Consider the following 15,015-nt stretch of genomic DNA (forward strand, 5'->3'; position numbering starts at 1 on the left):
GGTGTTTTATTATGAAATTGAGTTATGAAGATAAAGTTCAAATCTATGAACTAAGAAAATAAGTACAAAGCTTCAAACAGCTTTCAAAAAGATTTGGTGTGGATGCTTCTGGTCTAAAGTACATGGTGAAATTAATTGACCAATATGGAATAGAAATCGTCAAAAAAGGAAAAAATCGTTACTATTCTCCAGAACTAAAACAAGAAATGATAGATAAAGTTCTGCTGGAAGGTTGTTCACATAGAAGTGTCGGCCTTGATTATGCTCTCCCAAACTAAGGAATGCTTTCAAATTGACCGGAACAATATAGGAAACACGGGTATACTATTGTTGAGAAAACAAGAGGGAGAATACCTAAAATGGGACGTAAACGTAAGAAAACTTGGGAAGAAATGACAGAACTAGAGCGACTTCAAGAGGAGAATGAACGACTACGTACCGAGGTGGCCTACCTAAAAAAGTTAAAAGAATTGTAGGAAAGGGACGAAGCCTTACAGTGAGAAAGGCAGAAACAGTTAGAGAAATGGTTTCAGGAGGATTTCGACTAGATTTACTTCTTGAAACAGCTCGTTTAGCTCACTCAACTTACTATTACCATTTGAAACAGCTGGATGGGGTTGATAAGGATCAAGAACTTAAAACTGAAATTCAGGTCATTTTTACCGAACACAAGGGAAATTATGGCTATCGTCGGATTCACTTAGAACCAAGAAATCGTGGTCTTGTGGTGAATCATAAGAAGGTCCAACGGCTGATGAAAGTCCTTGGTTTAACAGCTCGTATCCGTCGAAAACGGAAGTATTCTTCCTACCAAGGAGAGATTGGCAAGAAAGCAGAGAATCTTATTCAACGCCAGTTCGAAGGGGCGAAACCGATGGAAAAGTGCTATACAGATGTGACAAAGTTTGTCATTCCAAATAGCACACAGAAACTCTATTTATCGCCAGTTTTAGATGGCTTTAACAGTGAAATTATTGCTTATAGTCTATCTACTTCGCCTAATTTGAAACAAGTGAAAACCATGTTGGAACAGGCATTCACAGAGAAACACTACGAGAATACGATTCTCCATAGTGATCAAGGCTGGCAATACCAACACGATTCTTATCATCGGTTCCTAGAGGGTAAGGGAATGCAAGCATCTATGTCCCGCAAGGGCAACAGCCCAGACAATGGGATGATGGAGTCCTTCTTTGGCATTTTGAAATCCGAAATGTTTTACGGCTATGAGAAGTCGTTTCAGTCGCTTAAGCAATTGGAACAAGCCATTGTAGACTATATCAATTACTACAACAATAAAAGAATTAAAGTCAAACTAAAAGGATTTAGTCCTGTGCAGTACAGAACTAAATCCTTTCAATAATTATTTGTCCAACTTTTTGGGGTCAGTACATTTTATGAGATGCTTTTCTATTTATTTGATACATCATTAGCCTGCTTTCTTAGCGTAGAATACTTGAAGACGACCGGTATTTTTGATATAGTTCCCAACGCCACCGTGTTTTGATTGGGCTTTTTTATTGATCATTTCAAAGGTATTCAATTCATCTAAGCTAACTTTTCTGATATTCGATAATTGAAGCCAGTGAAGATCTTGGTCCTCTGCAAAAATAACTGGAGCATAATCAGCTGCATTGATTGGAGCTGATTTTTCATCAAAATATTTATATCCCACCAGATCAGCAATATAGCTAAATGATTTATTTACAAGTATTACTTTTGTAACTTGTTTAACTTTTTTTGGATCAAGCCTATTGCTTGTACTAAAGTAGACTGAACCTGATTCTTCTGCTTTTTCTAAGTGAGCATCTAACACTTCTTTTGCTGAATGGAAATTAATATCCACAAGCGGTAGAGCAACAGCATATGTGTCATTTTTGATAACCATAAGCGTTACCTCCTTTATAAAATATTTTAACTAGAGACAACTAGCAATTACTAGCGATTTCTACTAAAACTAGTATATACTAGTTGTAAATGTTTGTCAAGATTAATATTAAAAAATTTTTTAAAAAAATCGTTTAGATAAGAATACTAGCATTTCAGGAGTTTTTTAAACTCCTGAAATTTTTAGGATAAAATTGAAGCATGAAAAATTTAAAAGAAAAAATATCCAAAAGACAATCTGGCATATGCAGCGGCAGTGTGGTCGATTAGCAAAAGCATCTGATCTGGCAGCGATAAAAAGAGAACTGTTTCATCTGCAATCTAGCATAGATTGTTTAAATCGTATTTTAAATGATCAAGCTCCATACCCAGGGATTGATCGCGAAGAAGTTTTTTAGAATTCATCAAAAAAGAGAAACTTATTTGAAGTCTCTCTTTTGAATTTTGATAAAACAATATCGTAAACTATACGTACGTATTGACGTGGCATAGTTCAAATTTTTTAATAATATTTAAACCTTAAAATAAAACTTTTATAAAAAATATTTACGCTCTCAATAGCAATATAATTATCTAACGACTAACAAATTCAATTTTTAACTCTTTGTTTGAACATTTTGCTATTTCTTCAAGTAATCCCACAGTGGGGCTCATTGAACCATTTTCTACTCGAGCAACTGTAGATTGCGGTTTATTTAATCTTTTTGCAAAATCTCTTTGAGATAAATTTAATTCCTTTCTCAATTCTTTTAATGTCTCTGCTATCTTAAATTCTAAGAGAGCAAATTCATATTCTTGTACTGCATCTGGACCTAATTCTGCCAGATATTCCGTTTTAAAACTTTGAAATGTTTTTAGGTTGCCTTTCACTATTTTTTTCCTCCTATATATTTTTATGTTTACAATATAAACATATCTGTTCATCTAAATTATATTTAGATGAACAGATATATTGATATTTAACAGTATCAATATATCTGCCACTGGCATCTCATTCTACGAGTTAGTTTCTATTCACTCATCATATCTTTTTCTACGGTTTAAACTCTTCTTGATTTCAGCAACCGGCGTCTTATTTGTCTTCTTAGAGAATGCATTTGTGATAACATATCTTGGTTCGCCGTTAGATGTGTCCTGCGATTCTATAACCTTGAAAAAAAGTGCTCGTGGATATAGTCCGTTTGTTTCTAGTCTTATTTCATAGAGATTCTTTTGTATTTTAGAAACCCAACCTATTTTCATTGATTCAACAATACCTGCATCTTCAATGGATTGAATAAGTGCTAATAATCGCATGCGGGATTTTCTAGGGAGTGTTTCTAAATACTTTTTGAATTCTTGTTCATCATACAATTCGAAATTCATTTCTGGACCTTATTACTTTATTATTCATAAAATATCAGTAACCCTTTCGTTTAAATTTTATTATATATATAATGATAGCATATACGCTATCATTTGTCAAGTTTTTTGTGTTTTTTTAATATGCTAGCGTCATTCTGCAACTTTCCGAAAAATTGATATTTTTCGGAAAGTTATATCTCTAAAAACACTCAGATCTTTGAGGCTCTAAGAATTTCAGCGATGTATTACTTACGAAAAAATCTGAAAAACGCTCCGAATTATCATGTCAGCATCAAAAATGCGTGTTTTTTGTATGAATAAACGCAAATTGGAGGTAGTTATACAAAAAATAGAGGGAAATTTTAAAAATTGCAGATCTAGAATTTGATAAAGATGTTTTTGGATATAAGAAAGAGACGGATAGAACATGTTAAGGATTGCATTTTTTAATAAAATATATTAAAATATAAAGAGACGTGCAAAAAAACTGAACCACGTTAAAAGCTGATAGAGAGAGAAAAATGAAAAAAATTACAACTATTCTTTTTGTTGGTTTAGCTTCAATTGCTTTGGTTGCTTGTTCATCAAAAACTGAGAAGAAAGAAGCTTCAAAAGCTTCTGAAGCAAAAACTGAACAAACTTCTTCATCAACTACTACAGAAGACCAAAATGTTTCTTCTGAGTTTAAGGCTGCTTTAAAGAAAGCTAAGTCTTATTCTAAAACAGCTCATCTTTCAAAAGAAGGTATGGTTAATCAGTTGACAGAATTTGAAAAATTCCCTGAAGATGCTGTTCAATATGCAGTTGAAAATGCTGGTATTGATTGGAAAAAAGAGGCAGTTGAAAAAGCTAAGTCTTATTCCAAAACAGCTCATCTTTCAAAAGAAGGTATGGTTAATCAGTTGACAGAATTTGAAAAATTTACTGATGAAGAAGCTAAATATGCAGTTGAAAATGCTGGTATTGACTGGAAAAAAGAAGCAGTTGAAAAAGCTAAAAGTTATCAAAAAACTGCTGGCTTATCAAATGAAGCATTAAAAAATCAGTTGACAGAATTTGAAAAATTTACTGATGAAGAAGCTCAGTATGCAGTAGAACATTTAGAATAAAAAGCAGGACTGAAAGTATGAACTGCACTCCAAAAGTTAGACAGAAAAAATCTAACTTTTGGGGTGTTTTATTATGAAATTGAGTTATGAAGATAAAGTTCAAATCTATGAACTAAGAAAATAAGTACAAAGCTTCAAACAGCTTTCAAAAAGATTTGGTGTGGATGCTTCTGGTCTAAAGTACATGGTGAAATTAATTGACCAATATGGAATAGAAATCGTCAAAAAAGGAAAAAATCGTTACTATTCTCCTGATTTAAAACAAAAAATGACAGAACTAGAGCGACTTCAAGAGGAGAATGAACGCTTACGGACTGAGGCGGCCTACCTAAAAAAGTTAAAAGAATTGTAGGAAAGGGACGAGGCCATAGAGCGAGAAAGGCAGAGACAATTAGAGAAATGGTTTCAGGAGGATTTCGACTAGATTTGCTTCTTGAAACAGCACGTTTAGCTCATTCAACTTACTATTACCATTTGAAACAGCTGGATGGGGTTGATAAAGATAAAGAGTTTAAAACCGAAATTCAAACCATTTATAATGACCATAAAGGAAATTATGGCTATCGTCGGATTCACTTGCAACTAAGAAATCGTGGTTATGCGGTCAATCATAAGAAAGTTCAACGGTTGATGAAGGGCCTTGGTTTAACAGCTCGTATCCGTCGAAAACGGAAGTATTCTTCCTACCAAGGAGAGATTGGCAAGAAAGCAGAGAATCTTATTCAACGCCAGTTCGAAGGGGCGAAACCGATGGAAAAGTGCTATACAGATGTGACAAAGTTTGCCATTCCAAATAGCACACAGAAACTCTATTTATCGCCAGTTTTAGATGGCTTTAACAGTGAAATTATTGCTTATAGTCTATCTACTTCGCCTAATTTGAAACAAGTGAAAACCATGTTGGAACAGGCATTCACAGAGAAACTCTACTAGAATACGATTCTCCATAGTGACCAAGGCTGGCAATACCAACACGATTCTTATCATCGGTTCCTAGAGGGTAAGGGAATGCAAGCATCTATGTCACGCAGGGACAACAGCCCAGACAATGGGATGATGGAGTCCTTCTTTGGTATTTTGAAATCAGAGATGTTTTACGGTTATGAGAAGCATTTTAGGTCTTTAGAAGACCTTGAACAAGCTATTATGGACTACATTGATTACTAAAACAACAAACGAATCAAAGTCTAACTAAAAGGACTTAGGCCTGTACAATACAGAACTAAATCCTTTCAATAATTATTTGTCCAACTTTTGGGGGTCAGTACATAGTCAGCGAGTGATTTTTGGGCTACTGTTAAAAAGAGTTCTGAATAATTTCCTTGAAACAATTCTTCAGCGCTATAGAGAATCTGACTGTCAATGCTTGAAAAACCAAACTGGGCGAGCTTGGTTTCCAGTTCAGCTAAATCAAAACCATGGTGGTTGGTATCTGTCTTGACAAAATCAGCAATGAGGACCTGTCCATTCTCCCTAAGGTGATGGTAAAACATGGCAAGAGTTGCATCTAGATCAGGCATATGATGAAGAACCCGACTGACAACAATCAGGTCAAATTGCTGTTCCAAGGGATTTGCCAGTAAATCCTGCTCCAAAATCTGGATATTCTTGATGTCTTGTTGCTCTGCTTTCAAACGGGCTTGCTCCAGCATTTTCTCCGAGATGTCTACAAGGGTAACCGACTGGGCTTGCTTAGCTAGAGGCAAGGCTAACAGACCCGTCCCACCACCGAAGTCCAATATTTCCTTGTCTGATAGAAAATCAATCTGTGCTTCAACTGCTTGACAAACCAAGTTTGCAAGGAAGATATTTTTAGGGGAATCAAAGGTTTCTGCTTTGTGATTAAAATCGTGTTTCATGTTTTTAGTTTAGCACAAAGAAGTTGAATTGACTAGGATTTGTCTTTCTTTTCAGGCTTTTCTTCTGATTTTTTCTTCCCTGCTTGATTGCTTGAATCAGTCGCCACCTCTTCCTTTTTAGCTGTTTTCTTTTCCTTGGCTTTCATCGAAGGAAAGAGAAATTCATAGTTGCCCTTATTCATACGAACACTTGTTACAAAATCTGTTTTCGTATTGTGATACGTGACCTTTCCTAAGTTAAAGACTCGTTCACCACTTTCTTGCTCAGCCTTATCTTTGCTTCGTTTAGCCATGGCAAAAGCAGCCAACTTCTCTTTGTTTAGGGTATAGTCTTTGTGATGGGCGACCTGCCGATTCAAATAAAACTGCAACAAAAGGCTAAAAATGGCTGCCATAGTGACTGCGTATAGGAGAACGCCTGCCTTAACTTTTTGCTTTTTCCACACGATAGATGAACTCCCTTTCTAAGCCCTTTTGAAATTGGAAGCGAAAGCGAACCAATTGGTTTTCCTCTGTAATCTGTGCTGATTTGAGTCCATAAACCATCGGCTGATAGCCCCGTCCGCTGGTATCCGTTTTTCGAAAATCATCCGATTTAGACTTCCCTATAGAGATATCCTTACCATCTTGTTTTAAATAGAGGCGATTGCCTTCTACCTTTTCAAACTGCGAACGCTCTAACTCTGCCTCCAGTTGATCCACAAACAAGAGCCACTCCTTTTGCTCGCTTTGCTGCTGGTAACGAACTTCTGAAATGAGGAGCTGACTCATAGCTTGAAAAAGGAGCAAGCCTCCGCTAATGACGATAAGGGCAATCAGAGATTCTAATAGAGTGAACGCTCTTACCTTACTGCTCTTTAAGGTCGAGCAACTTCTCTGAACCATGGTAGACCTCCAATCCCTTTTCACTAGCAAACACCTGAACCTCCACTCCGTTTATGTTTACCTGATTTTGACCTGTCTGCAGAGCCATCTTCGCCACACGCAAGACTTCTTCCTTTTGCAAGATTTCTGCCTCTTCTTGTCTATTTTTCTGAATTTGTCCTAAAAGGAGGGTTGCAATGCTGGCAAACACAGCCAAAGCTACTACTGCTTCTAGTAAGATTACTGCCTTAATTTTTAGTTTCCTTAATGCGTTTAATTTTTCCATTTCCTAGATATAATTGATAGCGAATCACTCCTTTGCTAGTCTGAAATTCAACCTTAGCCAGGGACGAATTGCCCCCAGCTCGGTCAAATATAATGCTTTGTCCTGATGGCGCCTGAATTTCTTTAGGAACGGTCAACTTTTGACTGCCATTGCTGATCGTCTGCCCATCTAAGTTCAGACTGGTCTTTTGCTGACTGGCTAGACTGCGTTTTTGCGTTTCCCTATAGAGTTCTTCAAACTCCATAAAGAAAATCTGCTCCTCTACCGCCGCAAAACTGGACTGAACAGAACCGGACAAGCCTAAACCAAGGATACTCACAAGTCCCAAAACTAAGAGACTTTCCAGCATGGTAAAGGCCTTAATCTGCAACAGTTTGACTTGTTTTTTGTTTTGCATGGTAGTCTTTATAAGCTTTGGCTTGCTCAGCTGTGATACGACCGTCTGCTTGTAATTTGCTAAGGCTAGCATCTTCATTCTTGTCCAGACTATAGAGCTCTGCCTGGCTTTCTACGACCTTGACAACAGCAGCTTTTCCTTTGTCATCTACGGTATCCTTTTGCTTGGTCAAATTGGGCACAAAGAGCAAGAGAAGAACACTGATGATTAAAAGGACGACTAACATCTCTACCAGAGTGAAAGCTTGAACCTTGGCTTTTTTTAATTTTGTCATGAGTTTTTTCATTTTAAAAATTTACCTCCATATTTTGATACATGGGCATGAGCATTGCCGCATAAAGTAAAACGATAATCAGGGCCACAAAGATAAAAACCAGTGGCTGTACTAAGTTCATGGTGCGGTTGACTCGGATAAAAAAGGATTCCCAAGTCTTTTCCGCGTAGATTTCCAACTCACTCCCCAGCTTGGACTTGACTTCCCCATACTCGATGATGAGACTCAACTCCTTCTTAAAGAAAGGATAGGTCGTTATGGTTTGAGAAAATTCGCGGCCATTTTGCAGGGCTTGAGCCAAATCTTGACCGATTTCTTTAAAGAGCTGAGAACCTTGTTCCTGCATGATCTGAAAAATTTGCGTCAGCTCCATCCCCTGTGAAATCATATTGCCCCATTCACGCGCGTAATAGGCCGTCAGATAGGTCTGGACAAAGATTCCTAGAAAGGGAACCCGTGCCAACATCGAGAAAACCCGCATCTTGGAACTTCTTTTGTAGAAAGTGAGGGCTAAAAGTAAAGATAGAGAGCAAACCAGCACTAGTCCCAGAAATATTTGTGGCAGATTGCCGATGATTTGAGTGGCAATATTGCTACTGTCCAGTTGGGGAAGTAGATAGTTTCTCAACCCCAGCATGATTAGCAGGAGAAATCCCAGCAAAATCAGGGGATAAGTCGCCACTTCGATTAACTTTTTCTTGACCTTGGCCAAATTATCCAGATATTCTTCTATCTTTCCCAAACTCAGGTGAAGATTTCCATGTACTTCAGCTAGAGATAATTGGGTCACAATGGCACTTGAAAAGCCCAAACTTTCCATCATTTCTGAAAAGGATTTCCCCTGAGACAATCCTTGGTGCATCTGGGCCACATAGTCCTTTTCCAGCAAGGCACTTCTGCCCAAAAAAGAAATAATTTCCACCAAATGAAAGCCACTGGAGAAGAGGTTGTTAAACAAAGTGATGATTTTCTTCTGCTTAGCTGTAGCTAATTTTTTCCGTTTCAGCCTGAAGACTTGTGATATGTCCATCTTTAAGAAGCTGCTCAATCTGTTCATTCCAGCTAGTTGGCTGGTGTTCCTGATAGTCTTTGTTTGCAAAGTCAACGATTCCTCCTCCCCCAATTAATCTCTGGTAGCAGACTCCTTGCAGAACAACTGCTAATTCCTCCTCCGTCACACCCAACTCCAGAAGGCGTTCATAAACACCTCGGATACTCTTGGCATGAATGGTTGAAAAAACTGTCGCCCCTGTCAAACTGGCTCTGACCACTGCACGCGCTGTCTCGCTATCCCGAATTTCACCAATAATCAAGAGGTCCGGACGATGCCGGAGAGACAGTTTGATCAGATTTTCATAGGTCAAGCCAATCGCTTCATTCAACTGCAACTGGAGCATGTCTTCCTGCTTGATCTCGACAGGATCTTCAATGGACATAACCTGTTGCCCTTTAAACAGAGACTTGGCCAATTCGTGCATCAAGGTCGTCTTGCCACTTCCGACTGGACCTGCAAATAGATAGAGTCCCCGTTGCCTGTACTGCTCACCCAGTTCGTTCATATCCTGAAACCAGAAATTCAGATCCTGCTCCTCATCGTGCAACAAACGAATGACCAAACTCTCATGCCCCCGATAATCTCCTACGGTAGACAAACGCAGAGAAGACTTCTTCTCCCCATGCTGATAGTCGCAAGAACCCAGCTGACTGCGCCTCTTCTCTCCTACGTTCATACCCGCCACAAACTTAAAATGACTAATCACAGCAGCTAAAACATCAAACTCATAGGAGTCAACGAGACACCGCTCGTCTCCAACCCGCATGTGAAGCTCGTAGGACTTTTCCTTGGGAATGAAATAGATATCCTGAGCCTTCTTTTCTTTCGCAGTAGCAATAATTTTCTGTGCAATTTCTTGTACCATACCGCCCTCCTTATCTAACTATTCGCAAAAAAATAAAAAAAGCAACTTAAAAAGTTACTTTTTATCTCCATTTCATACGGCAAGAACGGTGTTTTTCTTGACCTGTTTGTTTTTCGTAGCCTGGACGTAGCTTTTCATCGGGGATGACTTGCTCATCCTGTAAAAGTGCCAAAGAATGATACTGCTGCAAATACTCATCACACTCATCACACCAGCGTTGGTCAGCAGGATCCCAAAAAATAGTCATCAAATCACTCCGACTCTTATAAAGAGGATTCTTCTTTTCCAGCTCAAACCAGCATGATTTATAATATTTTAGAGCATCATAATACTTGTCAAAAGATTGACTCATGATGACATCTTCTTCCCAACCTTCTATGAACCACCACGGTTCAAAATCCCCATACATTTCTATAACACGATACATTCTTACTACTTCCTTTGTATCGTATATTATATCTAATTTTTTATTACAAGAAAAGGATTTTGCTTGTTTCCCCCATTAGAAACTTCTTTAAGAAGCCTGTTATTTTCATCTGATAATAAAAATAGGAGTCCTTTATTGACCCCTATTTTTATCTTCTTAGGCTTGATAACGTTTCACACCATCTAGGTAGGTTGCTACCAATTCCAAATCTTTATCTAGTACGATAAAGTCAGCGTCGTAGCCTTCACGGATTTGGCCACAGACATCATCGATGTGAACAGATTTTGCTGGGTTGAGACTGGCCATCATGACTGCTTCATGCGGATTCGCAATGCCCCATTCGACCACATTCTTCAAACCATCTTTGAGTTTGAGGATAGAACCTGCCAAATTTCCTGTCGATTTGAGGCGAGCAGTTCCATTAGCAACTACTACCGGGAATTCTCCCAACATGTAGTCGCCGTCTTCCAAGCCACCCGCTGTCATACAGTCTGTGATAAGGGCGATATTTTCAGTTCCTTTTTGCTTGAGCAAAATATCACAGGCCTTTGGATCCACATGGTGACCGTCACAAATCAATTCTGCGTAAGTATGTGGCAATTCATACATGGCTCCCACCATACCGAGCTCACGGTGAGTCAACCCACGCATTCCGTTGTAGGCATGTACCCAAACGCTTGCTCCAGCATCTACTGCCTTTTTAGCTTCATCAAAAGTCGCATTGGAGTGTCCAAGAGCAACGGTCACTCCTTCACCCGTAACTGTACGAACAAAGTCTTCTACACCTTCGCGTTCTGGCGCAAGGGCGATTTTATTGAGCAGGCCATTGGCTGCTTTTTGCCAAGCACGAAACTCATCCATACGAGGGTCTTTCATATAGGCAGGGTTTTGGGCTCCCTTGTATTTCTCTGTGAAATAAGGCCCTTCAAAATAGATCCCACGAATCTTGGCTCCACTTGCTTCCTGGTAACGAGCACCGATATTTTCTGTTACTGCAAGCAACTGCTCGTAAGAGGAAGTCAACGTCGTTGGCAAGAAGCTGGTAACACCCGTGCTAAGCAATCCTTCACTCATAGTATGAAGGGTTCCTTCGATGTTATTGTCCATGACATCCACACCGCCAAATCCATGAATATGGGTATCCACAAGTCCTGGGGCAATGCTATAACCGGTATAGTCAATCACCTCAGCTCCTTCAGGAATCTGTTCTACATGTTTACCAAACTTGCCATCCACAAGTTCCAAGTAGCCGCCACTACGAACTCCGTGTGGGTAGAAAAACTGATCCGCTTTAATATAATTAGGCATAATGATAACCTCCTTGATAGATTGATTCTAGAATTTATTATGTCAATTACATTATAAACCTTTCTTTTTCATTTGTAAATGGTATAGACCTATTTTCTAGAGATATTTTAAAAGAGCTGGATTTCTCCAACTCTTTGATCTTATTTTGATTTTACAGGCAGTTCTTGAGCAGCCTTAACGGCAGCTGCGATCGTTTCTGCGTATAGCTTAGCACCTTCTTCAATCATGTTGCTATCATTCCCAAAGTGGACTTGGTCGGTTCCAGCCCAGATTTCAGGGTGTTCCTTAGCAACCTTATTCCAGTCAGCGATGCTCACGTAAGGATTCTTTTCAGCTAATTCCCGTGCATAAGCCGCATACTGCTCCACTGATGCATAAGTGTCCTTGCTCTTGTCTCCCTCATAAGGTGTCACCAGTATCAGATGGTGTCCTTTCGGTAGATTGTTCACGATGCTGTCCAAATCATTCTTATAGCCTTCAGGATTATTGACTCCCGTTGCAATGACAACTGTTTTTAGCAGCGCCTTGTTCTGACTGTTATTGAGCATAATATCGTTGGCTTGCTTGGTCGTTCGACTAACCTGGGCATTGATATTTGCTTCAGGAAGTGCCTCTTGTAAGGCTGTATTGGCACGCAAGGCTACCGAATCTCCTATTAGGCTTGTTCCCTCAGAAATTCCTAGACGACTCAGTTCAGCTTGTTCAGCAAGAGTCTTTGTTTGTCCTATATTGGTCTGGGCTTGTTTGAAACCATTGACCATCAAGTCTGTCTCAAAAGCTCCAACTTGAGGAGCCACAGCTATGATGATCAAGGTAAGCAAGGTAAGACCGCCAGCAGCACCAGCACTAATTGGTTTAATATGAGGCAATGGACTAATCTTCCGTATTAAAGGATTGGATTTGCCGGCAATCAATGGCTCAATAATATAGAAGGATAGGATAGCAAAGAAATAAGAAAAGATGATTGTCAGAATAACAGCAGGCAGATTACTCATCAACTGAGAAAAGATAATATAAAAAGGCCAGTGGAAGAGATAAACCGCGTAGCTGGTATCCGCTAAAAATGTAATGATCCGAGGTTCTTGTATCTCAGGCGTTTTCTCATGCAAGACACGCGCAGCAAAAATCATAGTCACTGCCGCTAAACTTGCTAGCAAGAAGCCAAATAAGTACGCAAACAGGTAGGTGAACTTGACAAAGAAAGTCAAGAGCACTAACACCAAAAGCCCAGCAGCAAACACCAGTAGATTTTGACGAAGGTCCCACATCCGGTCAAACTGCTTGACTAAATCGCTCGTCTGACGAACCCCCACAACCGTCGCCAAAATGCTTCCTAAAAAGAAGGGATAGACATGGGTTAAACTTGAAAAGTAGACAGATGAATAGGAACTCGCCATTAGACTACCAATAAACATGGAGAAAAAGCTAATGATAAAAGCTCCAGCAGAAAGGAGAAAGACCATCCCTCTCAATTGACTACTAGATTTTGAACGTTTCGATAAGAACCAAACCGCTAAGCCCCAAAGGATATAGTAGTGAACCTCAACAGCTAGACTCCAGTTGTGAACAAAGAGATGCGGAATGAACTGGGATTCATAACTTCCCCCTGTTAACATTTCGTAGAAGTTGGTCATAAAACCGAGAACTCCAGCAACCTGGCCACCAATTCCAGCAACATAGTCTTGACGAACCAAGAAAGTAAAAGGCATGGTCACCAAAACCATCAGCACCACAGGTGGCACGATGCGGTAAAACCGTCTCTTAAAAAAGCCCAGCAAATCGATCTGGCGTACCTTCCCAAATTCTTCTAAAAGGAGGGAGGTGATCAAAAATCCTGAAAAAGTGAAAAAGACATCTACCCCAAAGAATCCTCCAGGAAAGATCGTTTGAAAGAAGTGGTACAAAAGCACCAAAAGTAAACCTGTAATCCTAATCAAGGAAAACCATTTAATACGCATACGAGTCTATTCTCCATTAAATTAGGAAGCAAAACACCACCTAATTTCCATTCCATTATACTCCCTATTCTATCAAAAAAATAGGAAAAATCCTAAGAGAAAACTTAGGATTTTGGCATTCTATTTTTACACTTTAAAAATTGCGTCCTGACTTGTTGTAGCCATATTTTTCTACAAAATACTCACGAAATTCCAAGAGATTGTCATCCATGATGGCTTGGCGGACCTGCTTCATCAGATTGAGCAAGAAGTAGAGATTGTGATAACTAGTCAAACGGATACCGAAGGTTTCATCAGCCTTGAGCAAGTGACGAAGGTAGGCGCGTGTGTAGTTCTTACATGTGTAGCAATCACACTCAGGATCCAGTGGCGTAAAGTCTTCAGCGAATTGGGCATTTTTGACAACCAAACGACCTTGGCTGGTCATACAAGTCCCATTACGAGCGATACGAGTTGGCAAGACACAGTCAAACATATCCACACCACGAATAACCCCATCAATCAAGCTATCTGGCGCTCCCACACCCATCAAATAGCGAGGTTTGTTTTCAGGAAGAAGTTGGGTTGTGAAGTCCAAGACTGCATTCATCTCTTCGTGCGTTTCTCCTACTGCCAAACCACCGATAGAGTAGCCAGGGAAATCCATGCTAACAAGGTCATGAGCTGACTGACGGCGAAGGTCTTCAAATCCTGCCCCCTGTACAATTCCAAACAAACCTTGGTCATGTGGGCGACGGTGAGCCTTCAAACCACGCTCAGCCCAACGACTAGTACGCTCGATTGATTTCTTAACGTAGTCATAAGGTTGGTAAAACTGAGGACATTCATCAAAAGACATCATGATGTCGGAGCCTAGATTGTTCTGAATAGAGATGGCTTTCTCTGGTGATAGGAACATCTTGGAGCCATTGAGATGGTTTTTAAAGGTTACTCCTTCTTCGGTGATATTGCGGCTATCTGCTAGGGAATAAACCTGGAAGCCACCACTATCTGTCAAAATTGGTTGATCCCAGTTCATAAATTTGTGGAGACCACCTGCGCGTGCGATGAGTTCGTCCCCAGGGCGAAGCCAGAGATGATAGGTATTGGACAGGATAATTCCTGATCCCATCTCCTTCAACTCTTCTGGTGACTGGGTCTTGACAGTAGCTTGAGTCCCAACTGGCATAAACATAGGCGTTGGAAATGCGCCATGAGGAGTGATGATTTCTCCCAGACGAGCTCCCGTGTGTTTTTCTTTCTTAATCAAACGGTATTTGATTGGTGAATCTGACATTTTCTACCTCCGAAGCTGGGAAAGACAGTCCCAGTTCATACTTTGTGCGCAAAGGCATACTGTATGATTTTATCAAAAAAACTAGGAACTGTCACGAACTATGGTAT

16 protein-coding genes and 2 pseudogenes are annotated in these 15,015 nt (G+C 39.7%); 3 read left to right on the plus strand and 15 right to left on the minus strand.

Annotation, left to right across the window (positions count from 1 at the left end; all coding sequences use genetic code 11):
- Positions 1-11 precede the first annotated feature (11 nt).
- Positions 12-1,363 (plus strand): annotated as a pseudogene (locus O3655_RS09295) (IS3 family transposase).
- Positions 1,364-1,429: 66 nt separating this feature from the next.
- On the opposite strand, the gene O3655_RS09300 reads toward O3655_RS09295, so the two are convergent.
- The 3 genes from O3655_RS09300 to O3655_RS09310 all read right to left on the minus strand — a co-directional run bounded on the left by O3655_RS09300 (position 1,430) and on the right by O3655_RS09310 (position 3,252).
- Positions 1,430-1,888: a hypothetical protein gene (locus O3655_RS09300; protein ID WP_049478883.1), complete on the minus strand. Its 459-nt coding sequence runs from the start codon at positions 1,886-1,888 to the stop codon at positions 1,430-1,432.
- Between the two features lie 572 nt (positions 1,889-2,460).
- A complete protein-coding gene (locus O3655_RS09305) occupies positions 2,461-2,757 on the minus strand; it encodes a helix-turn-helix domain-containing protein (protein WP_053092629.1) in 297 nt (98 codons plus the stop codon).
- Between the two features lie 144 nt (positions 2,758-2,901).
- Complete coding sequence (locus tag O3655_RS09310; protein WP_049478885.1) at positions 2,902-3,252, minus strand: type II toxin-antitoxin system RelE/ParE family toxin; 351 nt, start codon at positions 3,250-3,252, stop codon at positions 2,902-2,904.
- Between the two features lie 500 nt (positions 3,253-3,752).
- Here O3655_RS09310 and O3655_RS09315 point away from each other — a divergent pair, with 500 nt between their 5' ends.
- Positions 3,753-4,340, plus strand: a complete 588-nt coding sequence (locus tag O3655_RS09315) for an Ltp family lipoprotein (protein ID WP_081102420.1) — start codon at positions 3,753-3,755, stop codon at positions 4,338-4,340.
- Positions 4,341-4,413: 73 nt separating this feature from the next.
- A pseudogene (locus tag O3655_RS09320) lies at positions 4,414-5,531 on the plus strand (IS3 family transposase).
- A 41-nt stretch (positions 5,532-5,572) separates the two neighbouring features.
- On the opposite strand, the gene O3655_RS09325 reads toward O3655_RS09320, so the two are convergent.
- From O3655_RS09325 to tgt, 12 genes are all read right to left on the minus strand, one after another.
- On the minus strand, positions 5,573-6,199 hold the full coding sequence (locus O3655_RS09325; protein ID WP_049478710.1) for a class I SAM-dependent methyltransferase: 627 nt from the start codon (positions 6,197-6,199) through the stop codon (positions 5,573-5,575).
- Positions 6,200-6,231: 32 nt separating this feature from the next.
- Positions 6,232-6,645, minus strand: a complete 414-nt coding sequence (comGG, locus tag O3655_RS09330; RefSeq protein ID WP_000265653.1) for a competence type IV pilus minor pilin ComGG — start codon at positions 6,643-6,645, stop codon at positions 6,232-6,234.
- The gene (gene comGF / locus O3655_RS09335) at positions 6,623-7,084 is read right to left on the minus strand and encodes a competence type IV pilus minor pilin ComGF (protein ID WP_044020125.1); all 462 of its coding nucleotides are present in this window, start codon (positions 7,082-7,084) and stop codon (positions 6,623-6,625) included. Before comGF ends, comGG begins: the two co-directional genes overlap by 23 nt.
- A complete protein-coding gene (gene comGE / locus O3655_RS09340; protein ID WP_000413369.1) occupies positions 7,047-7,349 on the minus strand; it encodes a competence type IV pilus minor pilin ComGE in 303 nt (100 codons plus the stop codon). Before comGE ends, comGF begins: the two co-directional genes overlap by 38 nt.
- The gene (comGD, locus tag O3655_RS09345) at positions 7,312-7,746 is read right to left on the minus strand and encodes a competence type IV pilus minor pilin ComGD (RefSeq protein WP_001180060.1); all 435 of its coding nucleotides are present in this window, start codon (positions 7,744-7,746) and stop codon (positions 7,312-7,314) included. The genes comGE and comGD overlap by 38 nt, the downstream gene beginning before the upstream one ends.
- The gene (gene comGC / locus O3655_RS09350) at positions 7,709-8,032 is read right to left on the minus strand and encodes a competence type IV pilus major pilin ComGC (protein ID WP_000735794.1); all 324 of its coding nucleotides are present in this window, start codon (positions 8,030-8,032) and stop codon (positions 7,709-7,711) included. The genes comGD and comGC overlap by 38 nt, the downstream gene beginning before the upstream one ends.
- A 1-nt stretch (position 8,033) precedes the next feature.
- Complete coding sequence (gene comGB / locus O3655_RS09355; RefSeq protein WP_161800908.1) at positions 8,034-9,050, minus strand: competence type IV pilus assembly protein ComGB; 1,017 nt, start codon at positions 9,048-9,050, stop codon at positions 8,034-8,036.
- Positions 8,998-9,939 (minus strand): competence type IV pilus ATPase ComGA, encoded by a 942-nt coding sequence (gene comGA / locus O3655_RS09360; protein WP_000249583.1) that lies wholly within the window; start codon positions 9,937-9,939, stop codon positions 8,998-9,000. Before comGA ends, comGB begins: the two co-directional genes overlap by 53 nt.
- A 61-nt stretch (positions 9,940-10,000) precedes the next feature.
- Positions 10,001-10,366, minus strand: coding sequence for a DUF1033 family protein (locus tag O3655_RS09365; protein WP_000286399.1), 366 nt, complete (start codon positions 10,364-10,366; stop codon positions 10,001-10,003).
- A gap of 156 nt (positions 10,367-10,522) precedes the next feature.
- Entirely contained in the window at positions 10,523-11,674 is a 1,152-nt protein-coding gene (gene nagA, locus O3655_RS09370; protein ID WP_247921298.1) for an N-acetylglucosamine-6-phosphate deacetylase, read from the minus strand.
- Between the two features lie 140 nt (positions 11,675-11,814).
- Positions 11,815-13,632, minus strand: coding sequence for an acyltransferase family protein (locus O3655_RS09375; protein ID WP_254728390.1), 1,818 nt, complete (start codon positions 13,630-13,632; stop codon positions 11,815-11,817).
- Positions 13,633-13,765: 133 nt separating this feature from the next.
- Entirely contained in the window at positions 13,766-14,908 is a 1,143-nt protein-coding gene (tgt, locus tag O3655_RS09380) for a tRNA guanosine(34) transglycosylase Tgt (protein WP_049532013.1), read from the minus strand.
- Positions 14,909-15,015: the final 107 nt, after the last annotated feature.

Origin of the sequence: Streptococcus sp. 27098_8_70 (assembly GCF_041432215.1) — a bacterium.
GTDB classification, from domain to species: Bacteria; Bacillota; Bacilli; order Lactobacillales; family Streptococcaceae; genus Streptococcus; species Streptococcus oralis_CP.